Here is a 16411-nt window from a genome sequence, read left to right as displayed (position 1 = left end):
GAACAATGACGAGCTGGCCGAGCTGCTCGCCCGCGAGCACGGCAAGACCATCGCCGACGCCAAAGGCGACATTCAGCGCGGCGTCGAGGTCGTCGAGTTCTCGCTCGGCATCCCGAACCTGATGAAGGGTGAATTCACCGACGGCGCCGGCCCGGGCATCGACATCTATTCGATGCGCCAGCCGCTCGGCGTCTGCGCCGGCATCACGCCCTTCAATTTCCCCGCAATGATCCCGCTCTGGAAGCTCGGCCCCGCCATCGCCTGCGGCAATGCCTTCATCCTGAAGCCGTCCGAGCGCGATCCCGGCGTGCCGATGCGTCTGGCCGAGCTGTTCATCGAAGCCGGCGGTCCTCCCGGCATCCTCAATGTCGTCAATGGCGACAAGGAAGCGGTCGACGCCATCCTCGACGATCACGACATCAAGGCCGTCGGCTTCGTCGGCTCGACCCCGATCGCTGAGTACATCTATGCCCGTGGCTGCGCCAACGGGAAGCGCGTGCAGTGCTTCGGCGGCGCCAAGAACCACATGATCATCATGCCGGATGCCGACATGGACCAGGCCGTCGACGCGCTGATCGGCGCCGGCTACGGCTCGGCCGGCGAGCGCTGCATGGCGATCTCGGTGGCGGTTCCGGTCGGCAAGGCCACCGCCGATGAACTGGTGAAGCGCCTCATCCCTCGCGTCGAGAGCCTGAAGATCGGCCCCTCCACCGACTCTTCCGCCGATTACGGCCCGGTCGTCACCAGGCAGGCGCTCGACAAGATCAAGGGCTATGTCGAGACCGGCATCAACGAGGGCGCCAAGCTCGTCGTCGATGGACGCGGCTTCAAGATGCAGGGCTACGAGAACGGCTTCTACATGGGTGGCTGCCTGTTCGACCATGTGACGCCCGACATGCGCATCTACAAGGAAGAGATCTTCGGCCCCGTGCTCTCGGTCGTGCGCGCCAAGGACTATGAGGAAGGCCTCAAGCTCGCCAACGACCACGAATACGGCAACGGCGTCGCTATCTACACCCGCGACGGCGATGCGGCGCGCGACTTCGCTTCCCGCGTCCAGGTCGGCATGGTCGGCGTCAACGTGCCGATCCCGGTGCCGCTGGCCTATTACACCTTCGGTGGCTGGAAGCGTTCGTCCTTCGGCGATCTCAACCAGCACGGCCCGGACTCGATCCGCTTCTACACCAAGACCAAGACGGTGACCTCGCGTTGGCCGTCCGGCGTCAAGGATGGAGCAAGCTTCGTCATCCCGACGATGGGCTGAGACCCCGGACGACAAGGATCGCGACATGTTCTCCCTCACCGAAGACCAGATCGCGATCCGCGACATGGCGCAGGGTTTCGCTTCAGAGACCCTCGCCCCTCATGCCCTGCGCTGGGATGAGGAGAAGCACTTCCCGGTCGAGGAGATGCGCCAGGCCGCCGCGCTCGGCATGGGCGGCATCTATATTGGCGAGGATGTCGGCGGCTCCGGACTGTCACGGCTCGACGCGACGCTGATCTTCGAAGCGCTGGCGACCGGCTGCCCGACGATCGCAGCCTATATCTCGATCCACAACATGTGCGCCTGGATGATCGACCGCTACGGCTCGGAGGATCAACGCCATGCCTGGCTGCCAAAGCTCTGTTCGATGGAGCATCTGGCGAGTTACTGCCTGACGGAGCCCGGTGCAGGATCGGACGCCGCCGCGCTGAAGACCAGGGCGGTCCGCGACGGCGATGATTACGTGCTCGACGGCCAGAAGCAGTTCATCTCCGGCGCCGGCGTCTCCGACATCTATGTCGTGATGGTGCGCACCGGCGAGGCCGGCCCCTCAGGCATCTCGACGCTCGTCGTCGAGAACGGCACGCCCGGCCTGTCCTTCGGGGCCAACGAGAAGAAGATGGGCTGGAATGCGCAGCCGACGCGCGCCGTGATCTTCGAGAATTGCCGCGTCCCCGTGGCGAACCGCCTCGGGTCCGAGGGTATCGGCTTCAAGATCGCGATGGCAGGGCTCGATGGCGGCCGGCTCAATATCGGAGCCTGCTCGCTCGGTGGAGCACAAGACGCGCTCGACAAGGCGCTGGCCTACGCCCAGGAGCGCAAGGCCTTTGGCGCACGCATCGCCGATTTCCAGGCACTGCGGTTCAAGCTTGCCGACATGGCGACCGAACTCGAGGCGGCGCGGACGTTCCTGTGGCGGGCAGCCTCGGCACTCGACCAGAAGGCACCCGACGCGACCAAGCTCTGCGCCATGGCCAAGCGGGTTGCCACCGATACCGGCTTCGCGGTCGCGAACGAGGCGCTGCAGATTCATGGCGGCTACGGCTATCTCGCCGATTACGGCATCGAGAAGATCGTGCGGGACCTGCGCGTGCATCAGATCCTGGAAGGCACGAACGAGGTCATGCGCATGATCGTGGCGCGCTCGCTGGTAGGGCGGGCAAAGGGGAACTAGCCTCAGAGCCGGGATATCCCTGCCCCATGGAAAAGTTTCTCAAACGACGAGGTTAGACCATGACCAGCATCGCCTTCATCGGGCTCGGCAATATGGGCGGCCCGATGGCCGCCAATCTCGTCAAGGCCGGACATCAGGTCAGCGCCTTCGACCTGGTGCAGGCCTCGCAGGACGCTGCGGCCGAACTCGGCGTGCATATCGCGGGCTCGGCCAGGGAGGCGGTCGCCAATGCCGAGGTCGTCGTCACCATGCTGCCGGCGGGCAAGCATGTGCTCGCGGTCTGGGCCGACATCCTGCCCGTGGTGAAGGCTGGCACGCTGATCATCGATTCCTCGACGATCGATGTCGAAAGTGCCCGCAAGGCGCATGCGCTGGCCACCGAACGCGGCTGCCTCTCGCTCGATGCGCCGGTTTCCGGCGGTGTCGGCGGCGCAAGGGGCGCGACGCTGACCTTCATGGTCGGCGGTTCGAAGGAGGCTTTCGAGAAGGGAGACCCGATCCTCTCCGCCATGGGCCGGCGCGTCGTCCATTGCGGACCCTCCGGCAACGGCCAGGCGGCGAAGATCTGCAACAACATGATCCTGGGCATCTCGATGATCGGCGTCTCCGAGGCCTTCGTTCTGGCCGAGAAGCTCGGCTTGTCGCATCAGGCCCTGTTCGACGTCGCATCGACCTCATCCGGCCAGTGCTGGTCGCTGACCACCTACTGCCCCGTTCCCGGCCCGGTGCCGACATCGCCGGCCAATAACGACTACAAGCCGGGCTTCGCTTCCGCGCTGATGCTGAAGGACCTGAAGCTCGCGCAGGAGGCCGCCCAGGCAGCCGGTGCTGCGACGCCTCTCGGCGCAGCCGCAGCCCAGCTTTTCGGCCTGCACAATGCCTGGGGTGAAGGCGGCTCCGATTTCTCTGCGATCATCCATCTGCTGCGCGGACGCGGCGAGCGCTAGATCGCCGATCTTGCATCGGCTTTCCCGAAAACCGCAATCCACTTTTCGGGCCGATGCTTTAAGGCACGACCAACCCGCCGGGAGCAGACCCGCCTCGCGCCTTCCACCTCTGGCGCAGGCGGCACTTTGCCGCTAGCACATCCGCCTATACGGCGGCTGTTCTTAAGCCGCCTGCCAGACGGGTGTGCGCATGAACGATGTCTCCTTTCGACGCGAACGCTCGGCCCTGACCGGCTTTGCCACGAACCCGCTCGACCGCCGCGGCGACCTGCGTGACCGTCCCGACGCGGTCGAGGGCTTTCGGGCTTCGCCCGGTACGCGCCACGCGATCGTCTCCGGCGAGACGCCGATCCTGAAGCGGATCGACGCCGAGACGTTGACGATCTGGTTCGCCGAGAGCGAGGCCGACGCTATCGGCAAGGCGCATGAGGAAGTCTTCCTCGGACTCGACCCGCAAGGGACCGCCTGCTTTGGCCGACTGGTCGACCGGGAGCTCGCCGAGACGCTGCGCGAGCGTGACGACCTCCTGGTCAGCGACCTGCGCTCGATCGCCCTGAAGCGGCTCGTCCCAGCCGAAGAGGTCGGGCCGCTGGGCGAGGCCAAGGCCCTGCTCGACTGGCATGCGCGGCATCGCTTCTGCGCCCGCTGCGGCGGGCTCTCGCCGACGGTGAGCGGCGGCTGGCGGCGCGAATGCTCGCAATGCGGCACGCTGCACTTCCCGCGCACCGATCCGGTCGTGATCATGCTCGCGGTGCGCGGCGATCAGTGCTTCCTGGCCCGTCAGGCCCGGTTCGCGCCGGGCATGTATTCCTGCATTGCCGGCTTTCTCGAGCCCGGCGAGACCTTTGAGGATGCGGTACGCCGCGAAACCCTCGAGGAAGCAGGGCTGCGCACCGGCGCCGTGCGCTATGTCGCCTCGCAGCCCTGGCCCTTCCCGTCTTCCCTGATGATCGGCTGCATCAGCGAAGCGCTGAACGACGACATCACGCTGGACGGGAACGAACTCGAAGCAGGGCGCTGGTTCTCGCGGGAGGAGGCGCTGCAGATGCTGGAGGGGAGGCATCCGGACGGGCTGTCCTGCCCGCCCCATATGGCGATCGCGAACACGATCCTGAAGGCGTGGGCCGAGGACGGCGTCACGCCCTAGCACGTGAGGGCGTCTGCAGCCGACGCGGTTTCCGGTCGGCTGCGATCGGCCTATTCTCCCGGCTCGGCGAGGCTCGCGCGGAACGCGTGCGCCGGGTAGACGCCGAGAATCTTCATCTCCTTGGAGAAATACTCGAGCTCCGTCAGGGCCCGCTTCAGGTCCGCGTCATCAGGATGCCCTTCGACATCGCAGTAGAACATCGTCGCTGAGAAATGGCCGTCGACCATGTAGCTCTCGAGCTTGGTCATATTGATGCCGTTGGTGGCAAAACCGCCCAGCGCCTTGTACAGCGCCGCCGGGATGTTGCGCACGCGGAACATCAGCGTCGTCACGGTCTTCTTCGTGCCCTGGCGGGCGAATTCCGGGTATTTCGAAAGCACGACGAAGCGCGTGGTGTTGTGCTTCTCGTCCTCGATGTCCTCCATCAGGATGTTCAGCCCGTAGACTTCGGCGGCGATATGCGGCGCGATCGCTGCGCGGGTGACGTCGCCGGCTTCCGCGACCTGCCGGGCCGAGCCGGCGGTGTCGGCAGCGACCTCGGCCTTGAGGCCAAGCTTCTTGATGATCTTGCGGCACTGGCCGAGCGCATGGATATGGCTCTGCACGGTCTTCAGGGTGGCGAGCGTCGCTCCCTGCACCGCCATCAGGTGAAAGCGGATCGGCAGGAAATGCTCGCCGATGATGTGCAGGCCGGAACGCGGCAGAAGATGGTGGATATCGGCAACGCGACCGGCGATCGAATTGTCGATCGGGATCATGCCATAGCGGGCCGTTCCGTCGCTGACCGCGGACAGGGCATCCTCGAAGGTTGCGCAAGGCAGCAATTCGCAATCCGGAAAGACCTGCAGGGCGGCCTGAGAGGAGAAGGCTCCGGGCTCGCCCTGGTAGGACACGACGACAGACATGATTCAGGCTCCGAGGCGGGATTTCAGGAGCGCGCGGGCGCGATCCAGGTCAGGAGGCGTGTCGACGCCGCGCGGGACGTGATCGATGACCATCACGTCGATGCGCATGCCGTCTTCCAGTGCACGCAGTTGCTCGAGCTTCTCGCGGAGTTCGAGCGGCGATTGCGGCAGGCTGACGAAGCGATCGAGCGCACGGCGGCGATACGCATAGAGGCCGACATGGTGATAGAGCGGCCCCTCGCCGCTCGGCGCGGTGGCACGGGTAAAGTAGAGTGCGCGCATCCGGCCAGGACTGATCTCGCTGCCGATCAGCTTGACGACGCTCGGTGCGGTCTTCTCGTCCTCGTCGGTAATGACCCCGGCCAGGGTCGCGATGTCGACGGCCGCGTCCGCAAGCGGCTTCACCGCGGCAGCGATCGCGCTCGGCTCAAGCGTGGGAAAATCTCCCTGGACGTTGACGATGATGTCGTGGCGCCCCTGCGGGTCGACGATATCCGCCGCTTCCTTGATTCGATCCGAGCCGGTCTGGTGGTGGATGCTGGTCATCACCGCTCTCCCCCCGGCCTTCTCGATGGCCGCGACGATGCGCGGCTCGTCAGTGGCGACGACCACGGCACCGACGCCCGATTCCATCGCTCGGCGCCAGACATGCACGATCATCGGTTCGCCCAGGATGTCTGCCAGAGGCTTGTCGGGCAGGCGGGTCGCCTGCATGCGGGCGGGAATCAGGATCAGCGGGTCCGACATCGGCAACAGCTCTGGGGGGAAGGTCGCGAGGCTGCGACGGGAGGCGTCAAAAGGTCTCAAAGAGGTGCGTGCTTATACGAGTTGCAATGAAGCGCGCAAAGCGGTTAAGCAACGGCCGTGTGTCGGCGCTCCCAGGCTCCGGCCGGAGCGCTGCTATGCCTTGCCTGTCCTGTGGCGAGGCCCAAGGGTTTCGATGCGATGAATATCGAGCTGAACAAGATTGCCGGCGCGGGACTGTCCACGCTGCTCGTGGTGATGGCCCTGAACATGGCCGCCGGCATTGTCTTCGCGCCGCACAAGCCGGCCGTGCCCGGCTTCGATCTGCCGAGTCCGGAGCCAGCTGCCGCCGGCGGTGCAACCGCTGCGGCTCCAGTTGCGGACGCGCCGATCGTGGAACGTCTCGCCAAGGCCGATCCGGCCCGTGGCGAAAAGGCTGTCGGCGCCTGCAAGGCCTGCCACACCTTCGAGAAGGGCGGCGCCAACAAGGTCGGCCCGCATCTCTTTGACGTCTATGGTCGCAGCAAGGGGTCGATCGACGGCTTCGGCTATTCGGCCGCGATGAAAGGCCATTCCTCCGAGAAGTGGGAAGCCGAGCAGCTCGACGGCTTCCTGAAGGGTCCGAAGGCCTATATGCCAGGAACGACGATGGCTTTCGCCGGCCTGACCAAGCCCGATACCCGTGCCGACGTGATCGCCTATCTCAACACGCTCGCGGATGCGCCGAAGCCGCTTCCGAAATGAGTCTTGCGTCGATTCGGCGCGCCTGAATGATTGCAAGCCGGGCCCTTGAGCCCGGCTTTTGCTTGCTCCCGCCATGCTCTTGCCCTCACCATGGCGAGGAATCTCCTCTCCGCGCTGGTATCGACCTCACGGGTCGACATAATCGGCCAGCGAATCAGTTGCAGGAGGACGAGGCACCATGGCGATGCGCATCACACGCCGCAGGCTGCTCGAAGCCGGTGGAGCAGCGCTGGCAAGTGCGGGCCTGCCCGGCCGGGCCCTGGCCGAGACCGGGGAGGTTCATGGCCTCTCGACTTTCGGCGAACTGGCGCTCCCCGCGGATTTTCCGCATTTCGCCTATGTGAACCCGAAGGCCCCGAAGGGCGGCACGATCACGCTGCAGATCAAGCGGGCCGGCGGCAACCAGAACTTCGACACCTTCAACACGCTGAACACCTTCGTGCTGCAGGGCGATGGCGCCGCTGGCATGGATGCGTGCTTCGACAGCCTGATGTCCGGCTCCGGCGACGAGCCAGGCGCGCTCTACGGCTTGCTGGCGAAGAGCGTCGCAATCTCCGGGGACAGGCTGACCTACCGTTTTCGGCTCAGGCCCGAGGCGCGTTTCCATGACGGAAGCCGGGTGACCGCTTCCGATGTCGCCTTCTCCATGAATATCCTGAAGAGCAAGGGACACCCATCCTACCGCCTGATCCTGAACGAGCTGGTCTCGTCGGTGGCGGAAGGCGACGACATCGTCATCGTCACGCTTTCGCCGAAGCGCGGTCGCGACCTGCACCTCGTCGTCGCAGGCCTGCCGGTCTTCTCCGCGAAATTCTGGTCGACGCGGAACTTCGACGCCTCGACGCTGGAACCACCGCTTGGGTCCGGCCCCTACAAGGTGGGGCGGTTCGAACAAGGCCGCTTCATCGAATTCGAGCGGGTTCCCGACTACTGGGGCAAGGACCTGCCGGTGAATGTCGGCGTCAATAATTTCGACCGCACGCGCTGGGAGTATTTCCGCGACCGGCAGGTCGCCTTCGAGGCCTTCAAGAGCGGCATCGTTACCTTCCAGGAGGAATTCACCTCCCGGATCTGGGCGACCGGCTATGACTTCCCGGCGATCAAGGACGGCAAGGTCAAGAAGGAATCCCTGCCCAATACCGAGCCGACCGGCTCGCAGGGCTGGTATTTCAACCTGCGCCGCGATGCCTTCAAGGACCCGCGCATCCGCGAGGCGATCGGGCTCTGCTTCGATTTCGAGTGGACCAACAAGAACATCATGTTCGGCTCCTTTGCCCGCATGACCTCGTTCTTCGAGAACTCGGATTCCAAGGCTGTGGGCACACCCTCGCCCGAAGAGCTCGCTCTGCTCGAACCCTTCCGTGGCAAGGTGCCGGACGAAGTCTTCGGCGAGGTCTATCTCCCGCCGGTCAGCGACGGCTCTGGAAGCGACCGCGCCCTGCTGCGCAAGGCGGACGATATGTTCCGCGCAGCCGGCTGCAAGCGGGACGGCAATGTGCTGAAGCTGCCCGATGGCAAGCCCTTCGAGATCGAGTTCCTCGATTTCCAGGCCTCGCTCCAGCCACATACCCAGCCGTTCCAGGCCAATCTCAAGCGCCTGGGCATCAACGCGACCTCGCGCATCGTCGATGCCGCGCAGTACCAGCGAAGACTCGATGAATTCGATTTCGACGTGGTCAGTCGTGCGTTGACGGGCAGCGCGATTCCCAGCGATTCCCTGCGCATCGTCTATGGTTCCGAAGCCGCGAAGACGCGCGGCTCGCGCAACGTCGCCGGCATCAGCGATTCAGCCATCGACGCGATGATCGATCGGATCGGCCAGGCCGATAGCTACAAGGACGTCGTAGTGGCGGCCAAGGCGCTGGACCGGCTGCTGCGCGCCGGCCGCTATTGGGTGCCGATGTGGTGGAACCCGAATGAATGGCTGGCTTACTGGGACATGTTCGACCGGCCGGCATCCAAGCCGAAATACACGTCCGGCGCCCCCGCCATCTGGTGGTTCGACGCCGAGAAAGCCAAGCGGATCGGGAAGGCGTGAGGATGGCAGCGGAAGCCCGAGGCCAGGTCAGCGGAACTCCCAGGGTTCTCCTGCGCCTCGAAGGACTTGTGCTCGGCGTGCTGTGCATCTGGCTCTTTGCCGGCACCGGCGCATCGTGGTGGCTCTTTGCTGCACTGATCCTGGCCCCGGATCTCGGCATGCTCGGCTATCTCGCCAATCCGAGGCTGGGCGCCACGATCTATAACGCCGCTCACTCGCTGATCGGTCCGGCCTTGCTGGCAATCGCGGGCCTTTCGCTGGCCCTGCCGACGGCCCTTGTGATCGCGCTGATCTGGGCCGGGCATATCGAGTTCGACCGGGCGCTGGGCTATGGCCTGAAATACCCCTCGCTCTTTGCCGACACCCATCTCGGTGTGCTTGGTCCTTCCCGAAAGGCCGGGTGAACGGATGCTCTCCTATATCGCCCGCCGCCTCGCGCTGATGGTGCCGACATTGTTCGGCATCCTGCTGATCTCCTTCGTCCTCGTGCAGTTCGCGCCGGGCGGGCCGGTGGAGCGCGTGATCGCACAATTGCAGGGCCAGGGAGGCAACGCCTCCGACCGTGTCGGCGGCAGTGCCGGCGGCGATGCCGGAGCACAGCACGGCGATGCAAGCTCATCCTATCGTGGCGCGCAGGGGCTCGATCCGGCCTTCATCAAGGAGCTGGAGAAGCAATTCGGCTTCGACAAGCCGGCACATGAGCGCTTCGGCAAGATGCTCTGGGACTATATCCGCTTCGATTTCGGCCGGTCCTATTTCCGCGACGCACCGGTAATGCAGCTGATCAAGGAGAAACTGCCGGTCTCGATCTCGCTCGGGCTGTGGATGACGCTGCTCTCCTATGCGATCTCGATCCCGCTTGGCATCCGCAAGGCGGTGAAGGACGGTTCGCGCTTCGACACCTGGACCAGCGCCGTGGTCATTGTCGGCTACGCCATTCCGGGCTTCCTGTTCGCGATCCTCCTGATCGTGCTCTTCGCCGGCGGCTCGTTCTGGCAGATCTTTCCGCTGCGCGGGCTCCATTCCGAGAATTGGCAAGAACTCAGCTTGATAGGCAAGGCCACCGACTATCTCTGGCACATTGCCCTGCCGGTCACGGCGATGGCGCTGGGCGCCTTCGCGACCTCGACGCTGCTGACCAAGAATTCCTTCCTCGACGAGATCCGCAAGCAATATGTCCTGACGGCGCGGATGAAGGGGCTCAGCGAACGCGGCGTGCTCTACGGCCACGTCTTCCGCAACGCCATGCTGATCGTGATCGCCGGCTTTCCCGGCGCATTCGTGCATGCGCTCTTCGCCGGATCGCTGCTGATCGAGACGATTTTCTCGCTCGACGGCCTCGGGCTCCTCTCCTTCGAGGCCATCGTCAACCGCGACTATCCGGTCGTCTTCGCCAATCTCTACATCTTCTCGCTGATCGGCCTTGTCGTGCATCTCATCACCGACCTGACCTACACATGGGTCGACCCCCGGATCGATTTCGAAACGCGGGAGGCCTGAGGTGAGCGAGACGCTGATCGACCTGCCGCCGAGCACTCGCAGTGCGGCGCTTGCACCGCCCGAGGCGGGCCAGGGCTGGCTCAAACTCTCGCCGATCAACCGGCGCCGGCTCAACAATTTCAAGGCGAACCGGCGGGGCTGGTGGTCGCTCTGGATCTTCCTGGCACTGTTCGTGCTCTCGCTCTTCGCGGAGTTCATCGCCAATGATCGACCGCTCGTCGTGCGCTACAAGGGCGAGTTCCTGTTCCCGATCGTGGTGAACTATCCCGAGGAGAAATTCGGCGGCTTCCTCGCCACCACCGACTATCGCGATCCGGTCATCGCCAAGGAGATCGATGCCAATGGCTATGCCATCTGGCCGCCGATCCGCTACTCCTACCGCACGCATAATCTCGACCTGCCGGTTCCCGCTCCTGCGCCACCGACCTGGATGCTGAAGGACGAGCAGTGCCGGCCGATCGCCGAGCGAACCGGCGGCATGACCTGCCGCGAGCTCGAATGGAACTGGCTCGGCACGGACGACCAGGGCCGCGACGTCGTGGCGCGCCTGATCTACGGGTTCCGCATCTCGATCCTGTTCGGCCTGATCCTTTCCACGATCTCTTCGGTGATCGGCATCGCGGCTGGCGCCGTGCAGGGCTATTTCGGCGGTTGGACCGACCTGATCTTCCAGCGCTTCATCGAGATCTGGACCTCGATCCCCGCGCTCTATCTCCTGATCATCGTAGCGGCCGTGATCACGCCCGGCTTCTTCGTGCTGCTCGGCATCTTGCTGCTGTTCTCCTGGGTCGCGCTGGTCGGCGTGGTCCGGGCCGAATTCCTGCGGGCCCGCAATTTCGAATATGTCCGGGCGGCGCGTGCGCTCGGCCTGTCCAACGCCAAGATCATGGTCAAGCATCTGCTGCCGAACGCCATGGTCGCGACGCTGACCTTCCTGCCCTTCATCATGAACGGCTCGATCACGACGCTCACCTCGCTCGACTTCCTCGGTTTCGGCCTGCCGCCCGGCTCGCCCTCGCTCGGTGAGCTGCTGGCGCAAGGCAAGGCCAATCTGCAGGCGCCCTGGCTCGGGCTGTCCGGCTTTTTCGTGATCGCCCTGATGCTGTCGCTGCTGATCTTCATCGGCGAAGCGGTGCGCGACGCCTTCGATCCAAGGAAGACCTTCGCGTGAGCGCTCCCCTTCTTTCCGTCGAGGATCTTTCCGTCGCCTTCCGCCAGGGCGGCAGGGAGACGCTCGCCGTCGACCGCATTTCCTTTCATGTCTCCAAGGGCGAGACTCTGGCGATCGTCGGTGAATCCGGCTCGGGCAAATCCGTCTCCGCGCTCTCGATTCTGAAGCTGCTGAACTATCCGGCCGCGCATCACCCGTCCGGCAAGGTGCTGTTCAACGGACAGGACCTGATCGCGGCCGATGAGAACGCGATGCGCAAGGTGCGCGGCAACGACATCACCATGGTGTTCCAGGAGCCGATGACCTCGCTGAACCCGCTGCACACCATTGCGCGGCAGATCGGCGAGATCCTCGAGCTGCACAAGGGCTTGCGCGGCGCGGCGGCTCGCGCCCGCACGTTGGAGCTGCTGGCCCTGGTCGGCATCCGCGATGCCGAGAGCCGGCTCGACGCCTATCCTCATCAGCTTTCCGGCGGTCAGCGCCAGCGCGTGATGATCGCCATGGCGCTCGCCAACGAGCCGGACCTGCTGATTGCCGATGAGCCGACCACTGCGCTCGACGTCACCGTGCAGGCGCAGATCCTGTCCTTGCTGAAGGATCTGCAGAACCGCCTCGGCATGGCGATCCTGTTCATCACCCATGATCTGGGCATCGTGCGGCGCATCGCCGACCGGGTCTGCGTGATGCTCAAGGGCCGGATCGTCGAGCAGGGGCCCGTCGCCGAGATTTTCGACAAGCCGCAGCACAGCTATACCCAGCGCCTGCTCGCAGCCGAGCCCAAGGGTCGCCCCGCCCCGGTCGCCGAAGGCGCCGCGACGCTGCTCGAGGCCGGGCCGATGAAGATCTGGTTTCCGATCAAATCCGGCTTCCTGCGCCGGACCACCGGCCATGTGAAGGCCGTCGATGGCATCTCGATCAAGGTGCGGGAAGGCGAGACGCTCGGCGTCGTCGGCGAGTCCGGCTCAGGCAAGACGACGCTGGGCCTCGCCATCCTGCGGCTGATCTCCTCGGAGGGGCCTGTCGTCTTCCTCGGCGATCGCATCGACGGGTTGACCAGCGCCGCCGTCCGCCCGAAGCGCAAGGATCTCCAGGTCGTTTTCCAGGATCCCTATGGCTCGCTGTCGCCGCGCCTCTCGGTCGCCGGCATCGTCGAAGAAGGGCTGACCGTCCAGGACAAGGGGCTGAGCTACGAAGCCCGCCGCGAGATCGTCGCCAGGGCGCTCAGCGATGTCGGCCTCGACCCGGCAGCGATGGATCGCTACCCGCATGAATTCTCAGGCGGACAACGCCAGCGTATCGCGATTGCGCGCGCCATGGCCCTCGACCCGAAATTCGTGGTGCTGGATGAGCCGACCTCTGCGCTCGACATGTCGGTGCAGGCGCAGATCGTCGAGCTCCTGCGCGAACTGCAGAGCCGCCGCAAGCTCGGCTATCTCTTCATCAGCCATGACCTCAAAGTGGTGCGGGCGTTGTCGCACCGGGTTGTGGTGATGCAGAACGGCAAGGTCGTCGAGGAAGGACCAGCCGAGGAGATTTTTGCGCATCCGCGCGAGGCCTATACCCAGGCCCTGCTCGCCGCCGCGCTCAACCTCGAGCCCGTCGGCAGCGCTGCGGTGAAGGATTGAGATGACCCGCGCCATCCTTATCGTGCTCGACTCCGTCGGCTGCGGCGGCGCGGAGGACGCGCATCTCTATGGCGATGCCGGCGCCGACACGCTGGGCCATATCGCGGAGAGCTGCGCGGCAGGCAAGGGCGACCGCGAAGGTCTGCGGCACGGCGCATTGCAGGTGCCGAACCTCGCCCGGCTGGGCCTGGCCCATGCCTGCGAGGCTTCCACCGGAAGCCCGCTCGCGGGCGTCAGCAAGCCGATCGCGCCACAGGGGCAGTACGGCTATGGCATCGAGACCAGCCAGGGCAAGGACACTCCCTCCGGTCATTGGGAGATCGCTGGCTGCCCCGTTCCGTTCAAATGGGGCTATTTCACAGAGCTGGAAAACTCCTTCCCGCAGGATCTGGTCGCGGCGATCATTCGCGACGGCAGGCTGCCGGGCATTCTCGGCAACAAGCACGCTTCGGGAACCGTCATCATCGACGAACTCGCCGAGGAGCATATCCGGACGGGCAAGCCGATCTGCTACACCTCGGTCGATTCCGTGCTGCAGATTGCGGCACATGAGGAGCATTTCGGGCTGGAGCGGCTCTACGAGCTCTGCCGCACGGTACGCGTCCTGATCGATCCGCTCAGGATCGGGCGCGTCATCGCGCGCCCCTTCGTCGGCACCGCGACAACCGGCTTCACCCGGACGGCGAACCGGAAGGACTTCGCCATTCCACCGCCCAACGACACGATCCTCGACCGGCTCGCGACGCTGGGCCGCAGCGTCATCACCATTGGCAAGATCGGCGACATCTTTGCCCATCGCGCCACCGGAGAAGAGATCAAGCCGTTCGGCAATGCGGCCATGTTCGAGGCCGCCCTCGCCGCGCTCGACCGGTTGCCGGATGGCGGCTTCTGCTTCGTGAACCTCGTCGATTTCGATACCGAGTACGGCCATCGCCGCGACGTGCCGGGCTATGCGGCCGCGTTGGAAGCCTTCGATGCGATGCTGCCGCGGCTGGAGGCGAAGCTCGGCCCGGGCGATCTTGCCATCATCACGGCCGACCATGGCAACGACCCGACCTGGAAGGGCACGGACCACACGCGCGAGCATGTGCCGATCCTCGCCTTCGGGCCAGGGGTGCCGGCACGGGCGATCGGGGGGCGCCGGAGCTTTTCGGATGTGGCCGCGACACTCGGTCAGTGGCTCGATATCGGCAAGATCGGACCCGGCCAGGCCTGGTAACCGAGCCTCGCCCGATCAGGCCGCCGCGACGCGGCCGCAGAACGCCGCGACCTCCTGACGGATGCTGTGCGCCTGCTTCGCCAGCGCATCGGCAGCGTCCTGCAACTGCGCAGCGGCATCATGGGTGCGAACGGTCATCGTCTCGAAATTGCCGACCGCGCCGGCACTGCGCCTTGCTCCCTCGAAGGAGAGCTGGACCTGCCGGGCGATTTCCATGGTCGCCCGGTCCTGCTCGTGGACGGAGACGGCGATCGCCTCCGCCACACGCTCGACCTCGGACATCGCCGTCACGATATCGCGGATCGCCTTCAACGAGCGCTGCGACGCGACCTGCATCGCGCTGATCTGACCGGAGACCTCGTCCGTTGCACGGGCGGTCTGGGCCGAGAGCGTCTTCACCTCGCTCGCGACGACGGCGAAGCCTCGTCCCATCTCACCGGCCCGGGCCGCCTCGATGGTGGCGTTGAGAGCCAGCATGCTGGTTTGCGCTGCGATGCCGCGGATGATCTCGACGACCGCACCGACATTCTCGCTGCTGCGGGCGAGATCCTCGATTTCCGCGCTGGCGCGCCGGGCAAGCTCGGCTGCGCTCTTGGAGCCGTCGGCCGAGTGCGACACATTCTGGCCGATCTCGCCGATCGAAGCTGCGAGTTGCCCGCTGGCAACCGCAAGCTGGTCGATGCTGCGCGTCGTCGCCTCGGCAGCCTCCGAGACATGCCCCATCTGGTGACGCGCCTGATCGGAGGTGCCGGTCAAGGCCCGCGACTCGCCCTGCATGGCCTCGGCCGCACGGTCTAGAACCGCCATGGCCTGCTCCATCTGCCGGCGGAAATTCAGAACGGTTTCGCGCAGAGTCTCGCTGCGGCGGCCGAGCTCGTCGGCGAGGTGCCTCTCCCGCTCTCCGGCCGCGCGTTCGCGCTCGGCGATCGCATTGGCATGACGCAGGCTGTCGCGGTTCATGGCGAACATCCGCCCAAGGATCATGGCAAGCGCCGCCAGGAACGCGGTCTCGATCACCACAATCACGGCATGCAGGAGCACGCGCCAGATATTGCCGCCCTGGTAGAACACGGCTGACGGAAGCAGGTACTGCAGCGCCAGATGGTGAAGTGCGGTCAGGCCAGCCCCCATCACGATCGGGCGCCAGTCGCAAAACCCCGCCAACAGCGCGAGGACCGCGAAATAATACATGTGCGTGTCAGGCTGCCAGGGATGGCCGGCGAAGCTGTAGACCAGCATCGAAACCTGGCCGATCAGCACTATCGCTATCACCAGCTGCGTGACGATCGCCACGCCGAAGCGGGCATAGAGCAGCAGGGCACCAGCGGCGAGAACGAAGGCGAAGGAGGCAGCAAGCAGCACCTCGCCACCGTGGAACCAGACGCTCAGCGCCAATAGCGGAACATGAAGGAAGGCGAGCCCGAGCAGGAAGCGGGCCACGACGACGCGAACTCCGGTCAGGGTCCAGATCATGACGAAGCATCCGCCGACGAACGGGCGTCAAGGCACCCGGCCAGCCCCGAAAGCGCCAGCATCAGCAAGGCCCCCTTCGGTTTCGCCTGTTTGACGCCCGGGTCCACGGAAGGCGCCGTAATGACGATGAAGTGAGCGATCCCGCTGCGCAGGACGCGATGCCCCGCCGCCATCGTCATCGCTAGCGCGTCCCGCTCAGAGGTCCATGGCGAAAAGACAATTGCGCGCGATGGCGCTGCTTCATCCGAGCCCCGGGGCAGGCTGAGCGCTGCCGCCAGGCTGACCGCCACGAGCGCAATGACAATGATGAGCGCATCCCGCAACAACACGCCCCGGCCCTGATCGGCCGGAATCTCGTTCAGGAATCCGGACGTCATGGGAACTCGGTTTCTCCGCGCTATCCGGCAGGCCATATCGGGCCGGACGAAGTCGCTCACCACTCGTAAAGTTTCACTTAAAA

At 65.2% G+C, this 16411-nt stretch carries 15 protein-coding genes; 11 read left to right on the top strand and 4 right to left on the bottom strand.

The genetic code is table 11. The features are described from left to right. The 4 genes from AC1DW9_RS23480 to nudC all read left to right on the top strand — a co-directional run. On the top strand, positions 1 to 1264 hold a 1264-nt coding region (locus AC1DW9_RS23480), incomplete at its 5' end, for a CoA-acylating methylmalonate-semialdehyde dehydrogenase (RefSeq protein WP_476855194.1). Positions 1265 to 1289: 25 nt separating this feature from the next. Continuing rightward, positions 1290 to 2438 carry an isobutyryl-CoA dehydrogenase gene (locus tag AC1DW9_RS23475; protein ID WP_441506040.1) on the top strand — a complete coding sequence of 383 codons (1149 nt, stop codon included), beginning with the start codon at positions 1290 to 1292 and terminating at the stop codon, positions 2436 to 2438. A 59-nt stretch (positions 2439 to 2497) separates the two neighbouring features. Beyond that, positions 2498 to 3385 (top strand): 3-hydroxyisobutyrate dehydrogenase, encoded by an 888-nt coding sequence (gene mmsB / locus AC1DW9_RS23470; RefSeq protein WP_441506039.1) that lies wholly within the window; start codon positions 2498 to 2500, stop codon positions 3383 to 3385. A gap of 190 nt (positions 3386 to 3575) precedes the next feature. Further along, positions 3576 to 4532, top strand: coding sequence for an NAD(+) diphosphatase (gene nudC / locus AC1DW9_RS23465; protein WP_441506038.1), 957 nt, complete (start codon positions 3576 to 3578; stop codon positions 4530 to 4532). Positions 4533 to 4582: 50 nt separating this feature from the next. Here nudC and AC1DW9_RS23460 read toward each other — a convergent pair whose 3' ends face one another. Both AC1DW9_RS23460 and AC1DW9_RS23455 read right to left on the bottom strand, forming a co-directional pair. Beyond that, positions 4583 to 5437 (bottom strand): prephenate dehydratase, encoded by an 855-nt coding sequence (locus AC1DW9_RS23460; protein WP_441506037.1) that lies wholly within the window; start codon positions 5435 to 5437, stop codon positions 4583 to 4585. Positions 5438 to 5440: 3 nt separating this feature from the next. Then, entirely contained in the window at positions 5441 to 6184 is a 744-nt protein-coding gene (locus tag AC1DW9_RS23455) for a 3-deoxy-manno-octulosonate cytidylyltransferase (RefSeq protein WP_069877650.1), read from the bottom strand. 198 nt (positions 6185 to 6382) lie between these two features. On the opposite strand from AC1DW9_RS23455, the gene AC1DW9_RS23450 reads away from it, so the two are divergent. The 7 genes from AC1DW9_RS23450 to AC1DW9_RS23420 all read left to right on the top strand — a co-directional run bounded on the left by AC1DW9_RS23450 (position 6383) and on the right by AC1DW9_RS23420 (position 14478). Next, positions 6383 to 6925: a c-type cytochrome gene (locus AC1DW9_RS23450; protein ID WP_441490124.1), complete on the top strand. Its 543-nt coding sequence runs from the start codon at positions 6383 to 6385 to the stop codon at positions 6923 to 6925. A 178-nt stretch (positions 6926 to 7103) separates the two neighbouring features. Next, complete coding sequence (locus AC1DW9_RS23445) at positions 7104 to 8963, top strand: extracellular solute-binding protein (RefSeq protein ID WP_441506036.1); 1860 nt, start codon at positions 7104 to 7106, stop codon at positions 8961 to 8963. A 2-nt stretch (positions 8964 to 8965) separates the two neighbouring features. Continuing rightward, entirely contained in the window at positions 8966 to 9367 is a 402-nt protein-coding gene (locus AC1DW9_RS23440; protein ID WP_441506035.1) for a DUF4260 domain-containing protein, read from the top strand. Between the two features lie 4 nt (positions 9368 to 9371). Continuing rightward, the gene (locus AC1DW9_RS23435; protein ID WP_441506034.1) at positions 9372 to 10463 is read left to right on the top strand and encodes a microcin C ABC transporter permease YejB; all 1092 of its coding nucleotides are present in this window, start codon (positions 9372 to 9374) and stop codon (positions 10461 to 10463) included. 1 nt (position 10464) lies between these two features. Beyond that, positions 10465 to 11634, top strand: coding sequence for an ABC transporter permease (locus AC1DW9_RS23430; RefSeq protein ID WP_113515093.1), 1170 nt, complete (start codon positions 10465 to 10467; stop codon positions 11632 to 11634). Next, positions 11631 to 13259, top strand: a complete 1629-nt coding sequence (locus AC1DW9_RS23425) for an ABC transporter ATP-binding protein (RefSeq protein ID WP_441506033.1) — start codon at positions 11631 to 11633, stop codon at positions 13257 to 13259. Before AC1DW9_RS23430 ends, AC1DW9_RS23425 begins: the two co-directional genes overlap by 4 nt. A gap of 1 nt (position 13260) precedes the next feature. Continuing rightward, the gene (locus AC1DW9_RS23420) at positions 13261 to 14478 is read left to right on the top strand and encodes a phosphopentomutase (protein ID WP_441506032.1); all 1218 of its coding nucleotides are present in this window, start codon (positions 13261 to 13263) and stop codon (positions 14476 to 14478) included. A gap of 15 nt (positions 14479 to 14493) precedes the next feature. Here AC1DW9_RS23420 and AC1DW9_RS23415 read toward each other — a convergent pair whose 3' ends face one another. Beyond that, a complete protein-coding gene (locus tag AC1DW9_RS23415) occupies positions 14494 to 15951 on the bottom strand; it encodes a methyl-accepting chemotaxis protein (RefSeq protein ID WP_441506031.1) in 1458 nt (485 codons plus the stop codon). Continuing rightward, a complete protein-coding gene (locus AC1DW9_RS23410) occupies positions 15948 to 16388 on the bottom strand; it encodes a hypothetical protein (RefSeq protein WP_441506030.1) in 441 nt (146 codons plus the stop codon). The genes AC1DW9_RS23415 and AC1DW9_RS23410 overlap by 4 nt, the downstream gene beginning before the upstream one ends. Positions 16389 to 16411 lie beyond the last annotated feature (23 nt).

This window comes from Allobosea sp. P4_E12 (assembly GCF_056401655.1).
The sequence above is the reverse complement of the archived record's forward strand: the minus strand, read 5'-3'. Positions and strand labels throughout refer to the sequence as shown.

What these genes read in the sequence shown, in the direction of transcription:
- AC1DW9_RS23475 (WP_441506040.1), top strand. Translation starts at nt 1,290, where the DNA reads ATGTTCTCCCTCACCGAAGACCAGATCGCGATCCGCGACATGGCGCAG.
- mmsB (WP_441506039.1), top strand. Translation starts at nt 2,498, where the DNA reads ATGACCAGCATCGCCTTCATCGGGCTCGGCAATATGGGCGGCCCGATG.
- nudC (WP_441506038.1), top strand. Translation starts at nt 3,576, where the DNA reads ATGAACGATGTCTCCTTTCGACGCGAACGCTCGGCCCTGACCGGCTTT.
- AC1DW9_RS23460 (WP_441506037.1), bottom strand. Translation starts at nt 5,437, where the DNA reads ATGTCTGTCGTCGTGTCCTACCAGGGCGAGCCCGGAGCCTTCTCCTCT.
- AC1DW9_RS23455 (WP_069877650.1), bottom strand. Translation starts at nt 6,184, where the DNA reads ATGTCGGACCCGCTGATCCTGATTCCCGCCCGCATGCAGGCGACCCGC.
- AC1DW9_RS23450 (WP_441490124.1), top strand. Translation starts at nt 6,383, where the DNA reads ATGAATATCGAGCTGAACAAGATTGCCGGCGCGGGACTGTCCACGCTG.
- AC1DW9_RS23445 (WP_441506036.1), top strand. Translation starts at nt 7,104, where the DNA reads ATGGCGATGCGCATCACACGCCGCAGGCTGCTCGAAGCCGGTGGAGCA.
- AC1DW9_RS23440 (WP_441506035.1), top strand. Translation starts at nt 8,966, where the DNA reads ATGGCAGCGGAAGCCCGAGGCCAGGTCAGCGGAACTCCCAGGGTTCTC.
- AC1DW9_RS23435 (WP_441506034.1), top strand. Translation starts at nt 9,372, where the DNA reads ATGCTCTCCTATATCGCCCGCCGCCTCGCGCTGATGGTGCCGACATTG.
- AC1DW9_RS23420 (WP_441506032.1), top strand. Translation starts at nt 13,261, where the DNA reads ATGACCCGCGCCATCCTTATCGTGCTCGACTCCGTCGGCTGCGGCGGC.
- AC1DW9_RS23415 (WP_441506031.1), bottom strand. Translation starts at nt 15,951, where the DNA reads ATGATCTGGACCCTGACCGGAGTTCGCGTCGTCGTGGCCCGCTTCCTG.